Annotated in this window: 18 protein-coding genes; 8 read left to right on the top strand and 10 right to left on the bottom strand. The window is 34.4% G+C overall.

The window, feature by feature from the left end; genetic code table 11:
- Positions 1-52: 52 nt before the first annotated feature.
- From Cop2CBH44_RS03295 to Cop2CBH44_RS03260, 8 genes are all read right to left on the bottom strand, one after another.
- The gene (locus Cop2CBH44_RS03295; protein ID WP_021930252.1) at positions 53-3289 is read right to left on the bottom strand and encodes a glycoside hydrolase family 2 TIM barrel-domain containing protein; all 3237 of its coding nucleotides are present in this window, start codon (positions 3287-3289) and stop codon (positions 53-55) included.
- A 546-nt stretch (positions 3290-3835) separates the two neighbouring features.
- The gene (gene xpt / locus Cop2CBH44_RS03290) at positions 3836-4402 is read right to left on the bottom strand and encodes a xanthine phosphoribosyltransferase (RefSeq protein ID WP_021930251.1); all 567 of its coding nucleotides are present in this window, start codon (positions 4400-4402) and stop codon (positions 3836-3838) included.
- Between the two features lie 4 nt (positions 4403-4406).
- On the bottom strand, positions 4407-4832 hold the full coding sequence (locus tag Cop2CBH44_RS03285; protein ID WP_021930250.1) for a hypothetical protein: 426 nt from the start codon (positions 4830-4832) through the stop codon (positions 4407-4409).
- 22 nt (positions 4833-4854) lie between these two features.
- Positions 4855-6153, bottom strand: coding sequence for a phenylacetate--CoA ligase family protein (locus Cop2CBH44_RS03280; protein WP_021930249.1), 1299 nt, complete (start codon positions 6151-6153; stop codon positions 4855-4857).
- Positions 6154-6341: 188 nt separating this feature from the next.
- Entirely contained in the window at positions 6342-7997 is a 1656-nt protein-coding gene (locus tag Cop2CBH44_RS03275) for an AMP-binding protein (RefSeq protein WP_021930248.1), read from the bottom strand.
- Between the two features lie 95 nt (positions 7998-8092).
- Positions 8093-8449: a hypothetical protein gene (locus Cop2CBH44_RS03270; RefSeq protein ID WP_044230815.1), complete on the bottom strand. Its 357-nt coding sequence runs from the start codon at positions 8447-8449 to the stop codon at positions 8093-8095.
- Between the two features lie 97 nt (positions 8450-8546).
- Positions 8547-10313 (bottom strand): two-component system sensor histidine kinase PhoR, encoded by a 1767-nt coding sequence (locus Cop2CBH44_RS03265; protein WP_200755540.1) that lies wholly within the window; start codon positions 10311-10313, stop codon positions 8547-8549.
- A 17-nt stretch (positions 10314-10330) separates the two neighbouring features.
- On the bottom strand, positions 10331-11017 hold the full coding sequence (locus Cop2CBH44_RS03260; RefSeq protein WP_021930246.1) for a two-component system response regulator PhoB: 687 nt from the start codon (positions 11015-11017) through the stop codon (positions 10331-10333).
- A 268-nt stretch (positions 11018-11285) separates the two neighbouring features.
- On the opposite strand from Cop2CBH44_RS03260, the gene lepA reads away from it, so the two are divergent.
- Positions 11286-13073: a translation elongation factor 4 gene (gene lepA / locus Cop2CBH44_RS03255; protein WP_021930245.1), complete on the top strand. Its 1788-nt coding sequence runs from the start codon at positions 11286-11288 to the stop codon at positions 13071-13073.
- Between the two features lie 90 nt (positions 13074-13163).
- Positions 13164-14519, top strand: a complete 1356-nt coding sequence (gene nhaA, locus Cop2CBH44_RS03250) for a Na+/H+ antiporter NhaA (RefSeq protein WP_200755539.1) — start codon at positions 13164-13166, stop codon at positions 14517-14519.
- A 65-nt stretch (positions 14520-14584) separates the two neighbouring features.
- Here the strand turns inward: nhaA and Cop2CBH44_RS03245 are convergent, their stop codons facing one another.
- Positions 14585-16561 carry an OPT family oligopeptide transporter gene (locus tag Cop2CBH44_RS03245; RefSeq protein ID WP_200755538.1) on the bottom strand — a complete coding sequence of 659 codons (1977 nt, stop codon included), beginning with the start codon at positions 16559-16561 and terminating at the stop codon, positions 14585-14587.
- 131 nt (positions 16562-16692) lie between these two features.
- On the opposite strand from Cop2CBH44_RS03245, the gene Cop2CBH44_RS03240 reads away from it, so the two are divergent.
- Positions 16693-17361: a DUF2461 domain-containing protein gene (locus Cop2CBH44_RS03240; protein ID WP_200755910.1), complete on the top strand. Its 669-nt coding sequence runs from the start codon at positions 16693-16695 to the stop codon at positions 17359-17361.
- 349 nt (positions 17362-17710) lie between these two features.
- On the opposite strand, the gene Cop2CBH44_RS03235 is transcribed toward Cop2CBH44_RS03240, so the two are convergent.
- Positions 17711-20185, bottom strand: coding sequence for an endonuclease MutS2 (locus Cop2CBH44_RS03235; RefSeq protein WP_200755537.1), 2475 nt, complete (start codon positions 20183-20185; stop codon positions 17711-17713).
- 209 nt (positions 20186-20394) lie between these two features.
- On the opposite strand from Cop2CBH44_RS03235, the gene Cop2CBH44_RS03230 reads away from it, so the two are divergent.
- The 5 genes from Cop2CBH44_RS03230 to Cop2CBH44_RS03210 all read left to right on the top strand — a co-directional run bounded on the left by Cop2CBH44_RS03230 (position 20395) and on the right by Cop2CBH44_RS03210 (position 25122).
- Positions 20395-20760: a hypothetical protein gene (locus Cop2CBH44_RS03230; protein ID WP_021930239.1), complete on the top strand. Its 366-nt coding sequence runs from the start codon at positions 20395-20397 to the stop codon at positions 20758-20760.
- A 204-nt stretch (positions 20761-20964) separates the two neighbouring features.
- Positions 20965-21297, top strand: a complete 333-nt coding sequence (locus Cop2CBH44_RS03225; RefSeq protein WP_021930238.1) for a 6-pyruvoyl trahydropterin synthase family protein — start codon at positions 20965-20967, stop codon at positions 21295-21297.
- Positions 21284-21838 (top strand): 7-carboxy-7-deazaguanine synthase QueE, encoded by a 555-nt coding sequence (locus tag Cop2CBH44_RS03220; RefSeq protein WP_021930237.1) that lies wholly within the window; start codon positions 21284-21286, stop codon positions 21836-21838. Before Cop2CBH44_RS03225 ends, Cop2CBH44_RS03220 begins: the two co-directional genes overlap by 14 nt.
- A gap of 107 nt (positions 21839-21945) precedes the next feature.
- Positions 21946-23646, top strand: a complete 1701-nt coding sequence (locus Cop2CBH44_RS03215; RefSeq protein WP_021930236.1) for a glutamine--tRNA ligase/YqeY domain fusion protein — start codon at positions 21946-21948, stop codon at positions 23644-23646.
- Between the two features lie 72 nt (positions 23647-23718).
- Positions 23719-25122 carry a tetratricopeptide repeat protein gene (locus Cop2CBH44_RS03210; protein ID WP_200755536.1) on the top strand — a complete coding sequence of 468 codons (1404 nt, stop codon included), beginning with the start codon at positions 23719-23721 and terminating at the stop codon, positions 25120-25122.
- Positions 25123-25124 lie beyond the last annotated feature (2 nt).

Below are 25124 nucleotides of genomic sequence, written 5' to 3'. Positions count from 1 at the left end.
TGATAATTTTATATATGAATACAATATCCGTTTTTTTACGTTTGAGATTAAATTATTTTATCAAACACTTAACTGTTTCGTAATTTAATTGGGGTGTAGATAAATTAATCAAATAAAGTCCACGGTCTAATTGGCAGGTATAACTATCACTGACTTGTTCTGAAACAATCGTGTGTCCGAGTAAATCTCTTATTTCTAACTTTACAGAATCTACCAAATCAATTAATTTGACAGTCAATTCGTGGCCCTGTTTTGTTATTTGAAATGGACTTTCTTTTTTTTTATCTTTAATTGATGTTAAATCATCAGAAAAAACACATTTAAATTTTGTCACGTTTCCTGAATGGTCGGTTATAACCAGTTCATCATTTTCTTGTATAAAATATGACATACTATTCAAACTGTATGACATATTACCTTCAAAAGAAATATTTCCTAAAAATTTTTCCGTAGTAAGATTCTGTACATTTTCTTCTGAATTCAAAATCTTTATTTGCTTGTTCTCAAAATCTATAACGTATTCGTTTGATTCGATAATCCATCCGAATACTTCTATTTCATATAAAGAAGGATAAGCAGTAGAAGCATTACCACCGATAACCTCGACTTTTACAAATCGACTTTTGCTTTTCAAATTGTCAGAGATGGTATTTGACTGATTGTTAGCAGAACGATCTACTTCTGTAACAAAGTTTTTTCTATTGTCTGCTGTCTTTACATAATATTGATAAGTTCTGGTTCCATTAGGGTTATACCAATGAATAGTAATCTTATTTAAGATATATTCCTTTCCTAAATCAATTTCAAGCCAATGAGCATTCTTGTCTTTCGATGCCCAACGTGTAGTATAATCTCCGTCTACAGCATAACGCGCCAAGTTGTTTTCATTTATCTGTTCCGAATCGGTCGTTATGGGTTTATTTAAAGCTATATGACCGGAAACGAACTCATATATGGCCTTGTTTTTTTTATCTTCAGATGTTACTATTACTTTCATTCCGATACTAATAAATCCTTCTGTCACAAGAGTCTCTCCATCAGACTCAACAATAATAAAAGTCGCGCCATCAAGAGCCTGCAGGTAGGTATCGATATTTTTTACAGGAATATTTTCCTCAAATACGATTCTTTTGTTATCTATATCCACAACAAGTTTGTCAGATTGTAAATTTGTCGTTGTCCCAGCTATTTTAGTCCATATAACTTCATCTGAATACTCTTCTTTATTTTTAATTCCTATTACCTTGATTTTGTTTTCTGAGCCCGACAAGAGTTCGATATTATCCCATTTAAAAAATCCACATTGAACATCTTTCGATAGCTTTTTCCCTTTTGATGCACCATTTACAAAAAGTTCTACCGATTCACAATTAGAATAAATATTTACGGGAGTAATCGTTTCTTCTCGTTCGGTATACCTTCGGCTCGTAATATACACAAACGGATCATCGCTCCAATTTGCTTTATAAGCATAATAACTGTCTTTTTTCACTTTGCGGTCATAGGTAACCAAGCCTTTATCATTCGTACCGGGTTGGTCCCCTTCATTTCTTCCGTCCGAAGCAAAATCGAACATATTCCACAAAAAGGTTCCCCAAACAAAATTTCGTGTAGAAATATCTACAATGGCTTGTTCATGAACTTTATTTTGATATTCTTCTGGATGAAATTTTCCTCCATTTGTTACCGGTTTTGAAGGGTTTATTTCATGGTGATAAATACTACCACCAGCTCCGTATTCTGAAAGTGCAGTAGGGCGAGATTCTGAATTTTTGAAATCATCCAACTTGCTACTAAAAAGAGGATTTTGTACGTACCATCCTGGATAGTAGTTCCAAGCAAAAACGTCCGAATCCCAATTTCTTGCGGTATAGTGATTGGTAGCTTGAACTGTTAGGCGGGTAGGATCTTCAATTTGGGCCAGTTCGTTCAATTCTTTCATTAATACTCTCATATGAGTATCATGTTGTTCTCGGATTTCATTCTGCAACCCCCAAAAAAAGACAGACGGACGATTATAGTGTTGACGAATTAATTCTCTCAACTGAGTTTTAGTAATGTCATTAAATGTTGCAGCAGTTCCAGGGCGATCTACGAGTGGTATTTCTGTCCAAACTGCTAATCCATATCGGTCACATAAATCATAGATATAAGGATCATGCGGATAATGCGCCAAACGAATAGCGTTTGCCCCCATATCATATATCATTCCGAAATCTTCATTTTGTTCCTTGCTGGTAACTGCATACCCCATGTTATATCTGTCTTGATGCTTCCCGACGCCACGTAAAGGATACAAATTGCCATTTAAAAAAAATCCATCTTTTGTTACAGAATAGTATCTAAAACCGACATATTCTGATACAGCATCTATTATATTTTCACCTTCGGTAATCTCTAAATCTACAAGGTAGCGATAAGGATCTTTCTTTCCATTCCACAAATGTGGATTTTCAACTGTTACTTTTTCTTTAAATTGATATGAACTTCCAGGCTCTATTGTTACTGTCTTGTTCACTTTTTTTATTTCTTTGCCACCCGGACACATCGCGTTTACATCAAACGCTGGATTAGGAACATCCTCTATAGTTGTAAAATTATCGGGATTTCTCAATATTCCATTGATTGTAATAGTTTTAGTTTCTGAAGAATTATTCAATATTTTGGCTCTTATCTCTAAATCGGCATTTGCTTCACTAACGTTGGTAGGGGTCAAATAAAGTCCGGAAGAACCACAATCCATCAAATCAATATGTACAGGGTCTACTACAATTAAAGAGACATCCCTATATAAACCGCCTAAAACAGAAAAGTCTCCACCTAAAGGCATAATCTCTTCTGATAATCTATTATCCACTTTTACAGCAATAATATTATTCCCTTGCTGCATTTGAGCAGTAATATCAAAACGAAAAGCAGTGTAGCCTCCCTTGTGATTTCCTACGGATTTGCCATTTACGAAACATTCTGCTTGTAGACAAGCTCCTAAAAATTCAATATAAAGCTTCTTTCCTTGAAAAGAATCATTCCAAGGCAAAGATTTTCTATACCATCCAATAGTACGTAAATAATTATTACCACCATCCTGAGCATCAGTGTTATTCCATGTATGTGGAATATTTATAGTAGTCCATGTCTCATCTGCATAATCAACTGAAGCTGGAGCATCGGTAAGTATTTTAGTTTGAAACTTCCAGTTGGTGTTAAGATTGATTCTCCATCGTGTTTCATTGGCAAACACGAATTGACAACAAATGAAAATGCTGAATAGTAAAATAAATTTTCTCATAAATAACTAATTATAGATAAAATACTCTTTAAAACGTTAGATTTTACAAATAATAATACCAACGGAAAACATATTATTTACTCAAAAAGGTAAGTAAGAAAACTTTTGTTGATAATAAGTTTTTATATTTCCTAACAGACTTCTTTCATGGCCATATTTATTATTCAAATATAATTTGTTAGATAACTATTTGGTTATATATTTACAATTGATACAAATGTATCGTATTAAACAAAAAAATATAAATACTTTTTTATCTAAAAATGATACTTTTTAGTACACAACTATTTAATAATTAGAGGAAATTAATAGATATAGTTTGGCAATAGTAATATTGTAACTTTCAAATATTTAATCAATTTGTTTTATTAATTTCATGTATATTTTTTATACGTTTTCGCTTCATTGTAGAAATATAAGATATATATCAATTTCTATATACAACAAAAAAATATAGACAAAACATACGGAGGGTGAAGCCCATAAACAAGCTTCACCCTCCGTATGTTTTGTCTATATTATAAAATTATTTTTTTGGAAAACTTTCTATTTAAACGCTATCTGGCAATTATCTAAACTTTTAATTATGGCTAAAGATTCTACATGGATACCTTTCTCTCTTAATATATGTCCTCCATTCTGAAATTCTTTTTCGATAATAAACCCCATTCCTGCAAGCGTTGCGCCAGCCTGATTTATCAAATCTATCATGCCCAAAGCCGCATTGCCATTAGCTAAAAAATCATCGATACATAAAACATGATCTTCCGGCGTCAAATATTCTCCACTTATACTGACCGGATAGTCCCTGTCTTTTGTAAATGAGTGTACTATTGATGTGAGAGCATGCCTCATTGTTTTAGGTTCTTTCTTTTTGGCAAAGACAACAGGTAGTTGCATTTGATAACCAACCATAATAGCCGGTGCTATACCACTGGCTTCAATAGTCATGATTTTATTGATATATATTCCTGAAAAACGTTTTACAAATTCATCTGCGATGGATTTCATCAATTGAGGATCCATTTGATGATTGATAAAACTATCGACCTTAAGTATTCCTCCTTCGAAACAGGCTCCGTCTTCCAAGATTCTTCTTTTCAATATTTCCATTGTTTTACAAATCAGTCAATTGTTTTTCTGAAATCATTGTCAGGTTAAAATTTTTAGCCACTTTGATTGCAGCATCTTTATCATTTGCTCGCAAAATAAGAAAGGCTTTGGACTTGACAGAAAAGCAATATATATATTCTATATTTATTCCATGTTCGGAAAAGCGTTTCAACTTTGTCGCAAAATCTCCTGCCAACGAGTCACATGAAATGGCAATCACTTCACTTAAATTAGCACTTACTTTGTTCTCTTTTAACAATTTATATGCGGTTTGGGTATCAGATGTTATCAATCTTAGGATACCATATTCTGATGTATCAGCAACAGTAGCAGCAATAATACGTATATCCGCATGGCCTAATATATCCAATATTTCATTTAATCTTCCCGATTTATTCTCAAGAAAGACCGATAGCTGTTGTATAATCATATTCAGGAATTTTGGTTAATCACTATTTGTTATTTCTTAAATCTTTTACTCGTATGGCTTTACCTTCAGACAGAGGTAAGCTACCTTTATCTACTAGCTTGACTTTTGGGGTCAGTAATATTTCATCTTTCAATTTGTGAGTTATAGATTTAGTTAATTGCTGTAACTTACTATAATCATCAGTAAACAAGTCACTTAATTCAACCTCTACCAGAACTTCATCATTATTTCCAACTGTATCTATTGTGATTAGATAGTTAGTTCCCAATTCTTTAAATTGCATTAAGATTTTCTCTATCTGCATCGGGAATATATTTACACCTTTAACGATAAACATATCATCACTACGACCTTTAATACGGTCTATCCTGCGATGGGTTCTGCCACAAGGACATGGTCCGGGTATAATCCTTGTTAAATCTCTAGTACGATAACGAATTAAGGGCATAGCATCTCTATCTAGAGTAGTCAATACCAATTCTCCAATTTCTCCATCTTCCACCGGTTCCAAAGTTTCAGGATCAACAATTTCCAGAATGAAACAATCTTCCCATAAATGGAGTCCATTCTGATATATACACTCAAAAGCGACACCGGGACCGCTCATTTCTGACATTCCAAAGCTATTATAGGCCTTTACTCCCAATAATTCCTCAATTCGCTTTCTCTGTTCATCGGTATGAGGCTCAGCACCAATGACTAATGTCTTCAATTTAGTATCTTTCTTGGGATCTATCCCTATCTCTGTCATCACTTCAGCCAGACGTGTCGCATAACTGGGTATAGCGTGAGCTGTTGTGGTACCAAAATCTGTAATAAATTTTATTTGCCTCAGGCTATTACCTGCAGCAGCAGGTACAGTTAATGCTCCCAAACGCTCTGCTCCGTACTGAAACCCCAATCCTCCGGTAAACATTCCATAACCCGATGTATTTTGGAAAACATCGGTGTCTCGTACACCGACCATATATAAACATCGAGCTACACGGTTGGCCCAATTATCTAAATCTTTCTGAGAGTGGCAAATCACAGTCGGATTTCCTGTCGTGCCACTTGAAGAATGTAGTCTCACTACATTTTTCATATCAGTTGCGACTAAACCAAATGGATAATTATTACGCAAATCTTCTTTTGTCGTGAAAGGTAATTTTCGTACATCTTCTATACTACAAATACTGTCAGCAGATAGATTTTTTTCCTTCAAAATTTTGGAATAAAAAGGTGTTTGTATTGCAATATTTATAGTCTCTTTCAGCCGCTTTACTTGCAGTTTTTCAAGTTCCGATCGGGTTATTGTCTCAATTTCAGGTTGATAATACATTTTATTATGTGTTTTTACTATAGTACAAATATTCTATTTTTACAAAGGTATATCTTTTTGTTCGAGTTTAATACATTTTGCTTTCAATTTTACAAAACAAGCATAAAAAAAGTAGGATTTACTTTCATTTTTTATTTGTAAATCCTACCTGAATATTCTAAGTTATATATTAGAAAAAATTGTCTAAATCAAGAATTTTGATATAAATATCGTTTGATGCTTCGCTTTGGAGTTTTCTCAAACTCTTCATAATAAATCTTCGTTTTACTAATCTGACTATATGCCGGTAATTCTTTATTCAGAGCAATGCGGTTTTCTTCCATCTGAGTTGTAATTTTATCTCCTGCCAAACCTGCCCGTTCTGCATTCTCAAAATCGGGATATACCAATGCAACTAATTTTCCATTTTGATCGATAACAAGGGATTCACTCACATATGGCATATTATTCAATTTAGCTTCAATTTCTTCTGGATAAATATTTTGTCCCGAAGGCCCTAAAATCATACTCTTACTACGACCTTTAAGATACAAATATCCATCTTCATCAATAATAGCCAAATCTCCTGTATTCATCCAGCCATCATCTTTCATAACCTGTCTTGTCGCCTCTTCATTTTTATAATAGCCCATCATCACATTATCTCCTTTTACGTGTAACTCTCCGACAATGGATTGAGGATCTGCAGAATCTATGCGAGCGACCATCCTTTCAACCACTTTACCACATGAGCCAGTACGTGCTTCTTGCCACCAAGCATATGAAATCAGAGGACCACATTCTGTCATTCCATACCCTACGGTAAAAGGAAAATCTATTTTGCTAAGAAATTGTTCTACATCTGGATTCAAAGCAGCTCCTCCAATGATCATTTCTTGCAAATTCCCTCCAAATGTTTCCTCCAATTTGTTTTTTATACGAGTAAGCAACTGAGTATCGAGTACAGGTACCATCAACATTAATTTCACCAAAGGCTTTTCTAATAAAGGAAATACTTTGGTACGGATAATTTTTTCTATAATAAGAGGAACGGCAACAATTAGCTTCGGTTTTATTTCAGCAAAAGCATCCATGATTACTTTGGGGGAGGGGACACGTGTCAGAAAGTGAATGTGACAACCCTTAGCAAATGGGTTCAAAAGTTCTATAGCCAAACCATACATATGAGCCATAGGCAGCATGGAAACAGTACCGTCACCAGCTTGTAAAAAATCCAGATTCTCGTTACAGAACTTCAAATTTGACCAAATGCTTCTGTAAGAAAGCATCACTCCTTTTGAAAAACCTGTCGAGCCAGAAGTATAATTAATCAAAGCCAGTTCATCAGGTTTATCTTCATAGTACTTCACATCGTCTTTCGTAAATCGGCTTGGGTACCGCTTTCCAAAATATTCATTTAGATGTTCACGGGCATCAATTAGTTTGTTTGTCCTTGATTTCAACACAGAAAAATCTGTCATCATAACTATAGCATTCAACTCTGGCATTTGTTGCTCATTCAAATTTTCCCAGACAATATCACCTACAAATAAAAATTTAGCGTCCGAATGATTGACGATATGATGCACATTATCAGCTTTAAACTCATGTAGTATTGGGACGGCAACGGCTCCGTACGTCAATGTTGCGAAAAAAGCGACTGCCCAATGTGAAGAATTTCGTCCACAAATAGCAACCTTATCACCGTGTTTTATATCTGCAGCTTCTAAAAGAATATGCATTTTTGCAATCTTCCTTGCAATATCTTTATAACTGTAGGAAACCCCTTTAAAATCGGAAAGAGCTATACTTTCCCAGTTCTCCTTTATTGCGTTTTCTATATACCAATTGAAACTCTGTTGCATAATTCAACGTATTATTTCAGACAAATATAGCAAATAGTTTGAATGAAATGTTCAATGAAATAACAAAATAGAGAAACAAAAACTAAATATTACTTTTATAACTTTTCTTGAATGGCTCTCATTATATTTAAGAAATCTTCATTAGTCATTCCAAAATTGACATCGTCTTTGTAATGAACATAATCTTCAAAATAATCACTGGCTACATCAGCCATTAAGTTGTCTCCGTCTAAAGATAAACTGTTGAGAAAATGTTTCAATTTATCTTGATAGTAATGGATTACATCTATGCGCTGTTCCCAGTTAGCAACTTTATCAAGAGATGTGATATGTTCATTACGGGCAATTAAATAAACTGTTTTATAAAAATTCTCAGCACTTCCAAATACTGGAATAAACAAATTTTTTATTTCTGATGGTAAATTTATAAAATAGGATTCTGTCGGTGTCATTGCTTTATTCAAAAATATGTATCGGCAAAAATAAATAATTATTATATATTATTTGTAATAATAATTCGGAATTGAGATTTATTCAGAAATTTGTCTTCTATTTTTTCAATGTAAACAAAAATTCAAGACCTCCATCCAATCTATTTTTAGCCAATATTTCTCCTTTATGGAAAAGCACTGCATTCTTGACAATTGCTAAACCTAACCCTGTTCCTCCTAATTTCCGTGAACGTCCTTTATCTACTCGATAAAAACGTTCGAATAGACGATTTAGATGTTCTTCTGCAACTCCGGGTCCATTATCTGAAAATGAAAAATAATAGTAATTATTATCTTGTAAATAGCACAATATCGATACTTGTGTACCATTTCCAGCATACGATAAGGAGTTATCCATCAAATTACGAAATATGGAATATAGAAGCGCATGATTTCCGTTAATAGGTGCAGGATTTGGGATTTGGCAGTTAATCGACATATTTTTTTCTTCCAATGCAACTGCCGAATCATTTATAACTTCACTGATAATTGCATTTAAGTCTACTTTTTCATAATCGAACAAATCGTTTGATTCGTCTATTCTATTCAATAAAGAAATATCTTGCAAAAGCCCCGTTAATCTAATTGTTTGGGCATAGCATCTCTCCAAAAATAAAGTTTTTTTCTCTTCTGAAAGAGCCGGATTAGATAAAATAGTTTCCATATATCCCTGAATACTACTCACTGGTGTTTTCAATTCATGGGCGATATTTTGAGTCAACTGCCTTTTTAGACGGCTTTCCTCTTCTTGTAAAGTTATATTACTTACTGAGATTTCGAAAGTTCTGTCTTGAAAAATGATACACTCCACCTGAAAAGTTTTGCTATTTTTTGTAATTAGCATAGAGTCACTTACAACATCATCATTTTTATGCCATGTATTTAGATTCTTATCTATAAATATTGTTATTTTTTTGAAATCTGGGACATTAAATACATTATTTGTATTGGTTAAGGGTATATCTGAAATAAGATTCACATACTGTACAAAAAGATTATTGGCAACGATAACTCGTTTATCATGGGAAAATACGGCTAATCCTTCCCGTGAAAATTGTAAATGACTAAATAATTTTTCTTTTTCAATAGACAATTCTTCTTTAGTATTTCGAAGATTCTTATATATACGGATAATATTATGAGTAATATCTCCTATGTCATTTTTTGCCAACTTTACGTGAATATCCACAGGTTTGTCCTGTTCTGCTTTTTGTGAAAAGTCTTGTAAAATAGAAATAGATTTACTCAATTTATTACAAAAATAGTAGAGTATAATCATCACAAGTAAAGATATGACAATAAGAAAATACGTAAATTTATTATCAGCCTTTAACATCGATAGAGTCGAAACGTCAAAAGGCAAAGATGAACGTATTATTATATCATCATAACGACGGGATGAATAAAAAAAATCTCTTCCTAAAGTTTCCGACTTCCTTACAGAATATCCCACACCCGTATTCAATGCCTGCATAATTTCAGGACGGTCTTTATGGCTGGGTAATGGGATAGAATCATCATGACCACTATCGGTAAGGACTTTTCCCCCGACAGTTATAATGGTGACTCTTAAATTTTTATCAGTTATACCCCGAATAATCGAATCCAATCGGGCTTCAGTCATTTTTGAAGAAGAATATTCTCTATAAATCAGATTGTTATAATCCTGAAGGATAGAATTTAACATTTCTTTTCTTGATTCTTTATCCAAGTTATATTGAAAGAAGAATATTACGAGTACAAATGTTACAAAAAGAGTCGCAATCGAAAAAAAAAGTTCTTTATAAAAAGGAAGCCTATATTGGGGCTTATTGTCATTATTCATCTTTCCCTAATAATATATCATGCTGTTTCAAAACAATACCCGTATCCTAAACGAGTAACTATATTTTTACCGAACTTACCGATTTTTTTACGAAGGCGGGTGATATTCACATCGATTGTCCTGTCGAGTACATATACTTCATCACTCCATACTCTTGATAAAATCTCTTCTCTGGAAAATACATGGCCCTGATGCTCAAGCAGCAATTTGAGTATTTCAAATTCTTTTTTTGTCAAGGTTATTTCTTCATTACCAATAGAAACCTTTTTTTTGGGAATATCGATTATCAAATCTTCAAAAGATATAGTTTCTTTATCTTCTTCATCTTTTACCGCTGTGCGTCTCAAGACTGCTTTTACACGAGCCATGACTTCTCTAATCGAAAAAGGTTTAGATATGTAATCATCTGCACCTAAATTGAATCCTGTCAAACGATCATTTTCTGTGTCTTTTGCCGTAAGAAAGATAATTGGAACTTTCGGTTTTGATTCATCTTTACGAATAATATTTGCCATTTTAAAACCGCTTATTTCACCCATCATTACATCCAACATAAGCAGTTGATATACCGATAAATCTTTTTTTAAAGCCTCTTCTGCAGAATTGGCTGTATCTACATCAAACCCTTCGATTTCAAGATTGAATTTTAATATTTCGCATAAATCTTCTTCGTCATCGACGACTAAAATACGGGCATTTGCCATAATAATTGAATTTTAAATTTACATCGCAAAAATTCAAAATACTTATTTCAATGCGGTGAAATAAGTATTACAATTCTATTTCATTCGACTATAATATTAGTTATCACTTATAATTTTCATTTCTAGTTACACTTCAAAATTAAGTAAATTATTTTATATCATGTTATCTTAACTATAGGAAAGTTGTTAATAGCTTATAATAGGGATATAGCCTATTCCGAAAGAAATAAAAATTTCTTTATCTTTGTGCCTAAAATAAAATATTTAGATGAAAAATATTCGTAATTTCTGTATCATTGCCCATATCGACCACGGTAAAAGTACATTGGCCGATCGTCTATTGGAATACACGAATACTGTAGCTGGAAAAGATTTGCAGGATCAGGTCCTTGACAATATGGATTTAGAACGTGAGCGTGGAATAACAATAAAGAGTCATGCTATTCAAATGGAGTATTCATATAAAGGGGAAAAATATGTTTTGAATCTGATCGATACTCCGGGACATGTTGATTTTTCTTATGAGGTCTCACGTTCGATTGCTGCATGTGAGGGAGCTCTTCTTATTGTAGATGCATCACAAGGAATACAGGCGCAAACAATATCCAATTTATATATGGCTATAGAAAATGATTTGGAAATCATCCCTGTCGTAAATAAAGTGGATTTGCCTAGTGCCATGCCCGATGAAGTTGAAGATCAAATTATTGAATTATTAGGATGCAAAAGAGAAGAAATTATACGAGCCAGTGGGAAAACAGGTATAGGTGTTGAAGAAATATTGGAGGCTATTGTCGAACGAGTGCCGGCTCCTGAAGGAGATCCGGATGCTCCATTGCAATGTTTGATTTTCGATTCTGTTTTTAATTCATTTCGGGGTATTATTGCATATTTTAAAATTGCAAATGGTATTATCCGTAAAGGGGATAAAGTAAAGTTTGTTGCTACCGGGAAAGAATACGAAGCTGATGAGATAGGTGTACTGAAGTTAGATATGGCTCCTCGAGATGAATTACGTACCGGAGACGTAGGATATATTATCTCAGGTATCAAAACTTCCAGAGAAGTAAAAGTTGGAGATACAATTACTCATATTGCTCGGCCTTGTGAGAAGGCAATCGACGGTTTTGAAGAAGTAAAACCAATGGTATTCGCAGGTGTTTATCCGATAGAAAGTGAAGATTTTGAAGATTTAAGGGCATCTTTGGAAAAGTTACAATTAAACGATGCTTCACTAACATTCCAACCAGAATCGTCGGTGGCTCTTGGTTTTGGATTCAGGTGTGGATTTTTGGGATTATTGCATATGGAAATCATTCAAGAGCGGCTCGATCGTGAGTTTGATATGGATGTTATTACCACTGTGCCGAATGTGTCCTATAAGATATACGATAAAAAGGGAAACATGACTGAAGTTCATAATCCGTCGGGTCTACCTGATCCGACTCTCATAGAACGCATTGAAGAACCTTACATTCGGGCTTCTGTCATAACAAATACCGATTATATAGGTCCTATTATGACTTTATGTCTGGGTAAGCGAGGAGAACTGGTAAAACAAGAATACATATCTGGAAATCGAGTTGAGCTGATATATGACATGCCTTTGGGGGAAATAGTAATAGATTTTTATGATAAATTGAAAAGCATATCAAAGGGATATGCCTCTTTTGATTATCACCTTCATGATTTCAGACCGTCTAAATTGGTTAAGCTCGATATATTGTTAAATGGAGAATCTGTCGATGCTCTTTCTACATTGACACATTTTGATAATGCTGTACCATTCGGGCGTCGTATGTGTGAAAAACTGAAAGAATTGATACCGAGACAACAGTTTGATATTGCAATACAAGCTGCAATAGGAGCTAAAATAATTGCTCGGGAAACAATAAAAGCTGTGAGAAAAGATGTTACAGCTAAATGTTACGGAGGAGATATTAGTCGAAAACGAAAGCTTCTCGAGAAACAAAAAAGAGGAAAGAAACGAATGAAACAAATAGGCTCTGTCGAGGTACCGCAAAAAGCATTTCTCGCTGTCCTGAAACTTGACTAAATAATATCAAAGTAACAGAAAAAGTCTTTTAAGCTCATTCGTCAAACTTAGAAGGCTTTTTTTTTGTTTAGTATAGTAAAATTTTTAATTATGAAAGATACAATATATGCACTTCGTAAATCTCTGCAAAATTATGCTAATGGAGGATATGTCCTTATCGGTGTGACTATATTAGCCATGATAATGGCTAATTCTGGATTAAGTAATTACTATTTTTCTTGGTGGAATGTCCCAGTCTCTTTACAAATTGGAAATTTCAATCTTTTCAGCCACCACGGTGAAGCTATGACTTTGATGCAGTTTATTAATGATGCTTTGATGGCAATCTTTTTCTTTTCTGTAGGGCTTGAAATAAAACGTGAGGTATTGGTTGGTGAACTCTCCTCTATAAAAAAAGCATTACTGCCAGTTGTCGCAGCTATAGGTGGTATCATTGTTCCAATTCTGATTTTCCGCTTGATAGCCGATGGTGATGTAGCACTAAGAGGAAGTGCCATCCCGATGGCAACAGATATAGCTTTTACATTGGGTATATTAAGCATATTCGGGAAGCGTGTACCTATCGGTCTTAAAATATTCTTAGCAACATTAGCTGTGGCAGACGACATTGGAGGTATACTTGCAATAGCTATATTTTATTCGAGTAGTATATTGGCGTACTATTTATATTATGCAATCGGCCTGTTGCTTATTTTATGGATAGGAGGATATTATCTGAAAATAAACAGCAAAATGTTTTATATTTTTATCGGTATTGCAGTCTGGTTCTTATTTTTAAACTCCGGTATTCACCCAACAATTGCCGGGGTACTTGTTGCATTTTGTATCCCGGCTCATCCTATGATGAAAACGACTAAATTTATTGAAAAAATCAGAGAAAATATAGCTCATTTCCCTGTTTCGAAAAATCAAAAAAAAGGGGAGACCAATATTCTTACCAAAGAGCAGTTGAATTTTTTGAAATGTGTGGAGTCTGCTTCGGACAAAGTAATAAGCCCTTTACAAGATTTGGAAGATACTTTACATCCTGTCGTTAATTATTTGGTTATCCCCTTATTTGCATTTGCTAATGCAGGTATAGCATTAGGAAATGTCCAAATTTCCGATATATTTCATGGAGTAAGTTTAGCTGTGTTTATGGGATTATTTATTGGTAAATTTGTTGGTATATTATCATTTGCCTATTTAGCAGTAAAAACACATTGGGTTTCTTTACCCCATGGGGTAACTTGGAAAATGATAGCTGGAGTGTCAGCATTAGGAGGAATTGGGTTTACTGTATCTATGTTTATTGCCAACTTATCTTATGGGAATATGTCTGATGGAAGCATATTTCTTAATCAAGCAAAATTAGGCATATTAATAGGCTCTCTGACATCTGGTATTTTAGGCTATGTATTACTAAATATATTCCTACCCAAAGAAGTTGACGAGGAAGACTTATAATAAATAAAACAGGCCGGTTAATTAAGACAACTTAACGCTAACCGGCCTTTGTTTTTTTAAGAAAATTATTTATCTATTTTCATACTGTTCTTAATCAAATATCCTATGATAATTAAGTACATCAACAAACCTAAAGATTGGGTCATAATGTCACTTAAATGGCAAGTATAGGAGAATCCGGCAAATCGAAGTCCGGCACTGACTACTCCCATCAAAGCTCCACCGGCAATAAACCCTGAAGCCAATAATGTTCCTTTTTCGAGACGAGCTTTATTCACCGCTTCTTTTTGGCTGCGAGTACTTACATACCAACTAATCAATCCTCCAATAACAAGAGGCGTATTCAATTCCAAAGGAATAAACATACCCAAAGCAAAGGCCAATGCAGGGACTTTAAATACCGTAAGTATAACCGCGATAACAGCTCCTATACCATATAATAACCAAGGAGCTCCTTTCCCGGACATCAGAGGTTCTATTACCGCAGCCATTGCGTTTGCCTGAGGAGCTGCTAAACCATTTTCAGAGGTAAAACCGTAGGTATCATTCAAAATCATTATTACACCTCCTACCGTTGCAGCAGAAACCAATGTCCCTAAAAATTTCCAGGTTTCTTGTTTTGCTGGTGTAGATCCAAGCCAGTAACCTATTTTTAAATCTGTTATAAATCCTCCTGCCATGGAAAGGGCAGTACAAACGACACCTCCAATGATAAGGGCTGCGACCATACCTGATGTTCCAGTCAACCCTACTGCTACTAAAATTACGGACGCTAATATCAAAGTCATGAGTGTCATTCCCGACACAGGATTTGTACCGACTATCGCAATTGCATTAGCAGCTACGGTCGTAAACAAAAATGCGATAACAGAAACTACAATAAATGCTATAACAGCTTGAGTTATTGTATGTATCACTCCTAAATAAAAGAAAAGAAATATTAATATCAATGTTGCGATACAAGCAATAGCTATAAACTTCATCGACAAATCTCGCTGTGTACGCTTTACGTTTCTAACTACATTTTCTGTATTTCCTCTCAACTCTCGTGAAGCAAGTCCTACTGCACTTTTTATGATATCCCAGGAACGAATAATTCCGATAACACCGGCCATCGCAATTCCTCCTATACCAATATGTCGTCCGTATGTCGTGAATATTTGTTCTGGAGACATCATTCCTACTGTCATTTGGATATCTGGATTGCCAAGGGTAAGTACCGCATTATGGAAAATAATGCCTAACCCAGGAATAATTAAGAACCAGACAAATATTGACCCGGCACAAATTATTAGACAATACTTCAGACCTACGATATAACCAAGTCCTAAAACTGCAGCTCCAGTATTTATTTTGAATACCACCTTTGCTTTTTCGGCAATCATATCTCCAAAAGGTAAAATTTTTGTAGTCAAGACTTCGCTCCACCATCCAAATGTTGATAGTACAAAATCATACAAGCCTCCAATAATACCTGCAAAAATCAAAGGTTTTGCTTGGTTGCCCCCTTTCTCTCCGGAAATAAGGACCTGTGTAGTCGCTGTTGCTTCCGGAAACGGATATTTCCCATGCATTTCCGATACAAAGTATTTACGGAATGGGATTAAAAATAGTATTCCTAAAATACCTCCCAAAAGGGAACTCAAAAAGACTTGCATAAAATTTACCGTCAATCCTGGGATGATATATAATGCCGGTAAAGTAAAAATAGCTCCAGCTACGATTACTCCCGAACAAGCACCGATAGACTGTATAATGACATTTTCACCTAAAGCATTTTTACGTTTTGTGCTGTTCGACAAACCTACAGCAATAATGGCTATCGGTATAGCAGCTTCGAAAACCTGACCAACTTTTAGTCCTAAATAAGCCGCTGCCGCAGAAAATATGACAGCCATAACGATACCCCAGGATACCGACCAAGGTGTTACCTCCCGGTAGGTTTTTTCGGGAGACATGACCGGATGAAACTCTTCTCCTTCATTCAATTCTCTGAATGCATTCTCTGGTAGCTTCATCGGCTCTTTTTCTTCTTTTTTCATCAATATAGAGTTTAATGTTTAAAATAAGCAAATAAAATTCGCGGCAAGTTAACAAAAAAGGAAGATATATAAAATTGAAAAATAATTTTTATCTTGCGTCTTCTTTTACAAATAACAGTGAATATTATTTTATAATGAAAGAAATATTACAGTATTTAAGGGAATTACGGGTAAATAACAATAGAGATTGGTTCAATACTCATAAGGATAGATATTTGGAATTAAGACTCTATTTTCAAAATAAAATGGATGAACTCATTCAGAGAATAGCTATTTTTGATGGGGAATTGAGAGGAGAAGAGGCTAAAAATTGCCTTTATCGAATATATCGTGATACTCGTTTTTCTCCTGATAAAACTCCATACAAAAATCATTTTGCAGCATATTTATGTAAGGGTGGTCGCAAAAGCGTAAGAGCGGGTTATTATTTCCATATCGAACCAGAAAATTGCCTGATAAGCGGGGGGGTATGGTGTCCTGAGCCTAAATTATTGAAGGAGTTGCGTCAGTCGGTATATAATCATACGGATGAATTTAAAGAAATCATCGAAAATAAAAAGTTCAAAGCAGTTTATCCTGAAATGGAAGGGGAGATGCTAAAAATTGTACCACGTCCGTTTCCTCGAGATTTTCAAGATGGAGAGCTTTTGAAAAGAAAAGACTATGTCGTTGTTTCTTACAAAGAAGAATCTCTTTTTGATACTTCTGAATGGATGGATAAAGTTGTAGGGGATTTTAAATTACTTATGCCATTCAACCGTTTTCTGAACTATACTGTAGATGATGTGTACGATTTGTAACGATGTATATGAAGAAATTTTGGATTTATAATTTAGCCCTGTCTCTGTCTCTTATTATCGTATATTTAATTGTAAATTATACGGAAAAAGACTATTCTCATACGATATTTATAGCTCATATTATTTTGAGCATTTCCGTTATACAACTCATTGCTGAATCTATATGTGCCATTGTTTGGATGCATAAACAATCAGTAAATAGTTTGATATTCGGAATTTCATCTATTTTCTTTTCTGTATTAATATCCTTGTATATGTGGAATTTAGTGTATCTAAATTGTGGATAATCATATAATTTCCATACTTTTGTTTTTAGGCTTAAGCGAAAATAATGAAGTATTTGGTTTTATCAATCTAGTTCTACAACTGTTATACCGGCTCCACCTAATTGAACATGTTCATCTTGAAAATGACGGACACCCGGAACTGTTTTAAGATATTGCCGTATCATTTGTCGTAATGCTCCGGTTCCTGTACCATGTAATATTCGTACTCGGGTACAGCCTACTAATATAGCGTCATCGATAAAATAGGTAACTGCTTGTAGCGCTTCGTCTCCACGCATGCCTCGCACATCAATCTCTTGCTTGAAATTTAATCGTTTGTCTCTCATATCATCAGTCGTTTGAGCACTCACAAACGAATCTTTTGTGTTAGCATCTCGTTTCAATTGATTTTTGCTAACTTTCTCAAGTTTATCCAATTTTATATTTGACTTCAACAGACCAAAAGCCACGATAGCATTTTTCCCTTGTATGTCAAGAACTTCTCCGGCAGAATTTTGTCCTTTTAGACGCACAGCATCTCCAATAGTTATTACATCAGAACGAAATGTTTCCTTTTGTTCTTTCTGAAGAGAATTTTTCTTCTTCTCTTCGCGTTCTTTTATTTTTTGTATTTTTCGAGAAATTTTGTCGTCTATTTGAATTTCTCCTGATATATGACTTTTAAAATCATTCAACTGACGACGTATCTCCCGGGTTTTTTCTTTTTCAGCCTGGACTTCCTTTATCTGACGAATAGTATTTTCAATACGTGCGTTTGTTTCTGACAATATCCTCTCTGCCTCGGTCTTAGCCGTAGCTAAAACTTCTTTACGCTGTTTCTCTAATTTCTTAATATCTGCTTCATAGCGTTCGGTAATCTCCTCCAAACGTTTTTCTTTCTGTCGTATGTTCTGCCTTTTACTTTCCCAATAACGTTTGTCTCTGACGATATCTTGTAAATATTTATCCATGTTGATATAATCAGAACCAACTTTATCTGAAGCTTCTGCAATGACATCTTCCGGCAAACCGATTTTTCGAGCAATCTCTATGGCAAACGAACTACCGGGGTTACCAATTGATAATTTGAATAATGGTTGCATTAAATGGCGATCATATAGCATAGCTCCATTGATGATGCCTTCTGTATCTTCTGCAAAATGTTTTAAATTTTGATAATGTGTCGTAATGACTCCATAGGTATGTTTTCGATTAAATCGGTCAAGTAATGCTTCAGCTATAGCTCCACCAATCTGAGGTTCTGTTCCTCCTCCAAACTCATCGATTAACAAAACTGTACTCTCGTTACTATTCTTCACAAAGTACTTCATGTTAGTAAGATGAGAACTATATGTACTTAAGTCATTTTCAATAGATTGCTCGTCTCCAATATCAATGAAAATATTATCGAATATTCCACACCTTGAATTTTCATATACAGGTATTAATAAGCCACATTGCAACATATACTGCAATAGTCCCACCGTCTTTAGACATACGGATTTTCCTCCTGCATTCGGACCGGAAATCAACAATATCCTGTTTTTTTCGGTCAACATAATGTCCAAAGGAACTACTTGTTTATGCTGTTTCTGTAACGATAAATACAAAAGAGGATGCACTGCACGATACCAATCTATTTGCCGGCAATTTTCGACAACTGGTAGGAGGGCATTCACTTGTAAAGCAAACAAAGCCTTGGCTCGTATAAAATCGATATCTGCTAAAAACTCATAAGAATAGAAAATATCCTCGGACAATGGTCGCAATTCATCTGAAAAAGAAGTTAAAATTCGGATAATTTCCCGACGTTCTTCACTTTCAAGTTCTCGTATCCTGTTATTGGCTTCTACAACTTCAGCAGGTTCTATAAATACTGTTTTACCACTGGCTGATTCATCATGTACGATTCCTCGTATTTTTCGTTTAAAAGCTGGCATAACCGGGATTACCAAACGTCCGTCACGCATAGTTGGAGTAACATCTTTATCTACGATACCTTCGGTCTGAGCTGTTTTTAATATATTATTTAAACTTCTGGATATTCCTGATAGAGTGGACGATAATTCTCTTCTGATTCGTGACAGTTCGGAAGATGCATTATCTTTTATTCGTCCAAACTTGTCTATCATCTGGTCTATACGTGAAATCAGATGCGGAAATACCGATACATTTCCTGACAATTCAGATAAATACGGATACAAAGGTTTTTCGTCATCTTCATCAGTTTTGAAAAATTTTACAATATTCCTTATTGTGTCCAAAGACCTGCGCAGGTCAAACAATTCTACCTCATCGATATAAGTTCCCTCTACCCGGATTCGTTTTAATGCCGGTCGTACATCAAAAAAATAATTTGCTGGAAACTCATTTTTTCCATTCAATACAGCAACAAATTCCTGAGTTTGATGCAATAATTTCGTTACCTCGTCATATTTATTCAGAAATACCATTTTTGATACACGTTCCTTACCAAGCGTACTAAGACACTTATCGGTTATCAATTCTCGAATTTTGTCAAATCCGGTTTTCTGTTCAAAATTATCTGGATATATCACTTAATTTTATAATAATAATTAGTCCGTCAAAGATAATAAAAATCCTTTTAATAAAGAGAGTTCGTAAAATATGAACAAAAGCAATCGATAATCGTTATTGCAATAAAAATGTTTTTTAATATAAGAAAATAGTTCAAAAAACAATTTTTTGTCCTATGCTGATAAATTGATGTTGTAAAAATAATAATAACATTTAAATTCAATTGATTATGGAGGTTGTAAACAAGGCTTTTGACGATGTTAAAGAATTTCTAAAATCTGTAGTTCCTCCCTGTACTGCTACTATTGATGACCACTATCATTATGAAGTATGGGCTATAAAGGAAGAAGCAAAGCAGTCACAAGAAAATCATGTATTTTTCGGTTCGGTAATAAAACATGCTGATAGTATTACTGTTACTTTTAATGATAAATTAGGCAAAGAACATTCTAAAGAACTTTTCTCTGATTACTTGTTGCAAAAAATGGAACGTGGTCGTATCCGTATTCATGAAATGAACCGTCAATTACACGAAGATTTACAAAATGCAGTACAAAATTTGACAAGGTATTATAATAGCATGGGATGGATATAAGCTCAAAGTATTTTTAATCATGTCCGTTTTTTCTGGACATGATTAAAAATAAACTCATGTCTCTAATTAAATGATAACACATTCTGATAACATCAGTTTTTTATTGCACTAAAATATTGAGTATATTTTCTCTATTTTTTTTCGAATAGTATATATTTTTCAGCCGAATCTATTATTTTTGAAGCAAAATAAAATAGCTAAATAATGTTTACGGTAAAAAAGACTCTTGAAATTTCAGCGTCACACAGTTTAAAGTTATCATATGAAAGTAAGTGTAGCCAATTACATGGACATAATTGGATTATCACCATTTATTGTCATTCAAAAGAATTGAATGAAGATGGGATGGTAATAGATTTTACTCTTATAAAAAAGAAAATACAGGATAAACTTGACCATAAAAATTTGAATGAAGTGTTGTCCTTTAACTCTACAGCAGAGAATTTAGCGTATTGGATATGTAACCAGATTCCCCAATGTTTCAAGGTTGAGGTTCAAGAATCGGAGGGAAATATTGCAATTTATGAAAAAGATTAATGAAATATTTTACAGTCTACAGGGCGAGGGGTATTACACTGGAACTCCAGCTGTTTTTGTAAGATTTTCAGGATGTAATTTGAATTGTGATTTTTGTGATACGGAACACTTATCTGGAGTATTTATGTCTGATAATGAAATCTTAACTGAAATAACACAATATCCCACAAGGCACATTGTTTTGACTGGCGGAGAACCAACTTTACAAATAGATGTCTCTTTTATGCAAATGCTAAAAGAAGATGGTTGGTATATTCAAATTGAGACGAATGGGACATTGACTTCTGGATTATCTATTGCTGATAGATGGGCTGACTGGGTCACATGTAGTCCAAAAAAAAATTGTATTCGAGAAAAGGCGAATGAACTTAAGGTTGTATATATAGGTCAAGATATGTCTCAATATGATTCCTTTGTATGTGACGTACGGTCATTGCAACCTTGTTCTATGCTCAATACACAAGAAGTTATTGATTATATAAAAAAACATCCTCAATGGAGGTTAAGTTTACAAACACATAAAATGCTTGATATAAGGTAAGCTGATAATACCCTTTATGTTATAAATATGATATAAATACTACTGGATATATATTATTATTGATATATTTGCAAAAATTTTTTGATACTTGTTTAGATTAACGACATATGACACAAATTGAAAATAACGAAGAAGAAAAGAGAAGCCTTAATTTCATTGAAATTGCTGTCGAGAATGATTTGGCCGCTGGGAAAAATGGAGGTCGTCTAAATACCCGTTTCCCTCCAGAGCCAAATGGATATTTGCATATAGGACATGCTAAGGCTATATGTATGGACTTTGGTATTGCTCAAAAATATGGAGGTACATGTAATCTGCGCTTCGACGATACAAATCCTGTTAAAGAAGATGTGGAATATGTTGATTCTATAAAAGAAGATATTCACTGGTTGGGTTTCGACTGGGGAGACCGTCTTTACTATGCATCTGATTATTTCCCCAAGTTATGGGACCTTGCAGTAAAGATGATTGAAGAAGGAAAAGCTTATGTAGATGAACAATCTGCAGAGGAAATAGCTCAACAGAAGGGGACTCCGACCCAGCCAGGTACTGAGAGTCCATATCGAAATAGGAGTGTTAAAGAAAATCTTGATTTATTCATTCGTATGAATAAGGGAGAATTCGAAGAGGGTTCGATGGTACTTCGAGCCAAAATAGATATGACTTCTCCCAATATGCACATGAGAGACCCGATCATGTATCGTATTATCAAACATCCTCATCATCGTACAGGGAATACTTGGAATGTATACCCCATGTATGATTTTGCCCATGGACAATCAGACTACTTTGAAGGAGTTACCCATTCTATCTGTACTCTTGAATTTGAAGTACATAGGCCGTTATATGATTGGTTTGTAGATGAATTGGCTGATGATAGTTACCGTCCTCGTCAGCTAGAGTTTAATCGACTAAATCTTACATATACGGTCATGAGTAAGCGTAAATTATTGCAACTCGTGAAAGAAAACTTAGTGGCTGGATGGGATGACCCTCGAATGCCTACTATATGCGGATTGAGAAGGAGGGGGTATACTCCTTCATCTATCAGGAATTTTATTGACAGAATCGGATATACCAAATATGATGGATTAATCAGTGTATCTTTATTGGAACATAGTATACGTGAAGAGCTTAACAAAACAGCAAATCGGGTATCTGCAGTTATTAATCCTATAAAGCTGGTTATAACTAACTATCCTGAAGGACAGGTTGAAAACTTAATAGCTGAGAATAACCCAGAGAGTCCGGAAGCAGGTTCTCATGAAATTCCCTTCACTCGAGAACTTTATATCGAACGTGAAGATTTTATGGAAAATCCGCCTAAAAAATTCTTCCGTATGACTCCGGGACAAGAAGTTCGTTTGAAATCGGCTTATATAGTAAAATGTACTGGCTGTAAGAAAAACGAGGCAGGAGAGGTCGAGGAAATATACTGTGAATACGATCCCTTGACTAAAAGTGGTATGCCCGAAAGCGGTAGAAAAGTAAAGGGAACTTTACATTGGGTATCAGCTCAATATAATCAAAAAGTGGAAGTCAGATTGTATGACCGATTATTCAATGTTGAAAATCCTGCGGAGGAGAAGGAAAGAGATTTCAGAGAATTGTTGAATCCTGATTCGTTAATTGTAAAAACAGACTGTCGTATCGAGCCTTATTTGGCGAGCATTGCAAAACCCGGTGATAGATTCCAATTTCAACGTATGGGATATTTCTGTGTCGATTCAGACTCAACATCTGACAAATTGATATTTAATCGGACTGTCGCACTAAAAGACAGTTGGGAAAAACAAAAAAACAAATAATCTTATTTAAAACCTATAGTTACGAGCTGCTGTCTATCGAAACGGTATACGGCAGTTCGGTTTTTATATAAAATGTCCGAAAAAAAAGGATCTGGCTTATTAGCTCGTTATGAGCAAATGCTAAAAGAAAAGGGAAATTACTATTTCGATGCCGATGAATGGGAGGAAATAGCTTATCAGTATGAACTTACTGATAGATACAAAGATGCTTTGGAAGCCATAAATCATGGGTTGTCGATACATCCGGGAAATATTTCTTTGAATGTAAAAAAGGCTCGTTATTTACTAGATATTGATGCAATAGAAGAGGCCGAAAAGTTAATCTATTCTCTTCCTAATGATTCGGTAGATGCAATATTGGTCCGGGCTGAAATCCATTTTATTCAAAGTAGGCCTCAAAAAGCTAACCTCCTTTTGCGAAATCTTCTTAACAGTGAAGAAATTTCTTGTGATTTATGTTTTGAAATAATGGACATGTACCTTGATTTCGGCTATTTCGATGAATTAGTTGAATTCGTTAATGAAGCAGACAATCTATTAAGTGATGGCTCAGAATTATTACGCGAATTGGCCCTTATTTATGAAGATAAACAGGATTTAAATAAATCTATAGAAATATACAATAAACTCATTGATAGGAACCCTTATTCTACAGTAGACTGGTTTAATTTAGCCAAAGTTTATGCATTACAGAAAAAATATGAGAAGGCAATAGATGCTTGTGATTTTGCTTTGACTACCAAAGATGATGATGAAAATATATTATCATTCAAGGGGTACTGCCTGTATGATCAAGGTTCATATAGGGAAGCAATCGACGTCTTCCTCGAATATGCTAAAGTTGCTGATGAAAAATCAATAGCATATGAATTGGTTGCCGAATGTTATGTAAAACTGGAACAAAATGGCGAAGCGATAAAGTACTTGAATGAAGCATTATCTCTTTCACCCGAAAGTTCAAATTTATATTATCAGTTGGCAACTAATTATTATGATATGGGGAATACTCCCAAAACAATTGAATGTTTGATTAAAACATTAGAAATAGACCCGGAAGACGCGGAAGCTCTTGCATTTATGGGGGAAATAAAAGTAGATGAAAAAAAACTCGATGAAGCAAAGCAATACTTAGTCCGAGCATTTAAAATAGACTCGTCAAATATAGATGTCTTGACTCTTTTGGGTGATATTGCGACAGAGCAAGAAGACATAGAAGAATCTATCTTGTATTATGAAAAGGCATTAGAAATAAACCCTTATGATGTAAAACTCATTTTTAAATTGATTCTGGCTCATTACAATACCGGAAACCAAGATAAAGCTGCTTCATTAATAAAGCATTTGGACGAGAGTACTTTAAAAATCGATGATATTGAAGAAATTTCAGAAGAAAACAAAAATGAACTGAAACAAACAAAAGAAATGCTGGATAAACTGCGAAATATCCTTCGAAAAAATTTGGATGAAAATTTATAACT

Origin of the sequence: Coprobacter secundus subsp. similis (genome assembly GCF_015097275.1) — a bacterium.
Taxonomy (GTDB): domain Bacteria; phylum Bacteroidota; class Bacteroidia; order Bacteroidales; family Coprobacteraceae; genus Coprobacter; species Coprobacter secundus.
This window is presented reverse-complemented; position numbering and strand designations above follow the sequence as displayed.

What these genes read in the sequence shown, in the direction of transcription:
- Cop2CBH44_RS03295 (WP_021930252.1), bottom strand. Translation starts at nt 3,289, where the DNA reads ATGAGAAAATTTATTTTACTATTCAGCATTTTCATTTGTTGTCAATTC.
- xpt (WP_021930251.1), bottom strand. Translation starts at nt 4,402, where the DNA reads ATGGAAATATTGAAAAGAAGAATCTTGGAAGACGGAGCCTGTTTCGAA.
- Cop2CBH44_RS03285 (WP_021930250.1), bottom strand. Translation starts at nt 4,832, where the DNA reads ATGATTATACAACAGCTATCGGTCTTTCTTGAGAATAAATCGGGAAGA.
- Cop2CBH44_RS03280 (WP_021930249.1), bottom strand. Translation starts at nt 6,153, where the DNA reads ATGTATTATCAACCTGAAATTGAGACAATAACCCGATCGGAACTTGAA.
- Cop2CBH44_RS03275 (WP_021930248.1), bottom strand. Translation starts at nt 7,997, where the DNA reads ATGCAACAGAGTTTCAATTGGTATATAGAAAACGCAATAAAGGAGAAC.
- Cop2CBH44_RS03270 (WP_044230815.1), bottom strand. Translation starts at nt 8,449, where the DNA reads ATGACACCGACAGAATCCTATTTTATAAATTTACCATCAGAAATAAAA.
- Cop2CBH44_RS03265 (WP_200755540.1), bottom strand. Translation starts at nt 10,313, where the DNA reads ATGAATAATGACAATAAGCCCCAATATAGGCTTCCTTTTTATAAAGAA.
- Cop2CBH44_RS03260 (WP_021930246.1), bottom strand. Translation starts at nt 11,017, where the DNA reads ATGGCAAATGCCCGTATTTTAGTCGTCGATGACGAAGAAGATTTATGC.
- lepA (WP_021930245.1), top strand. Translation starts at nt 11,286, where the DNA reads ATGAAAAATATTCGTAATTTCTGTATCATTGCCCATATCGACCACGGT.
- nhaA (WP_200755539.1), top strand. Translation starts at nt 13,164, where the DNA reads ATGAAAGATACAATATATGCACTTCGTAAATCTCTGCAAAATTATGCT.
- Cop2CBH44_RS03245 (WP_200755538.1), bottom strand. Translation starts at nt 16,561, where the DNA reads ATGAAAAAAGAAGAAAAAGAGCCGATGAAGCTACCAGAGAATGCATTC.
- Cop2CBH44_RS03230 (WP_021930239.1), top strand. Translation starts at nt 20,395, where the DNA reads ATGGAGGTTGTAAACAAGGCTTTTGACGATGTTAAAGAATTTCTAAAA.
- Cop2CBH44_RS03225 (WP_021930238.1), top strand. Translation starts at nt 20,965, where the DNA reads ATGTTTACGGTAAAAAAGACTCTTGAAATTTCAGCGTCACACAGTTTA.
- Cop2CBH44_RS03220 (WP_021930237.1), top strand. Translation starts at nt 21,284, where the DNA reads ATGAAAAAGATTAATGAAATATTTTACAGTCTACAGGGCGAGGGGTAT.
- Cop2CBH44_RS03215 (WP_021930236.1), top strand. Translation starts at nt 21,946, where the DNA reads ATGACACAAATTGAAAATAACGAAGAAGAAAAGAGAAGCCTTAATTTC.
- Cop2CBH44_RS03210 (WP_200755536.1), top strand. Translation starts at nt 23,719, where the DNA reads ATGTCCGAAAAAAAAGGATCTGGCTTATTAGCTCGTTATGAGCAAATG.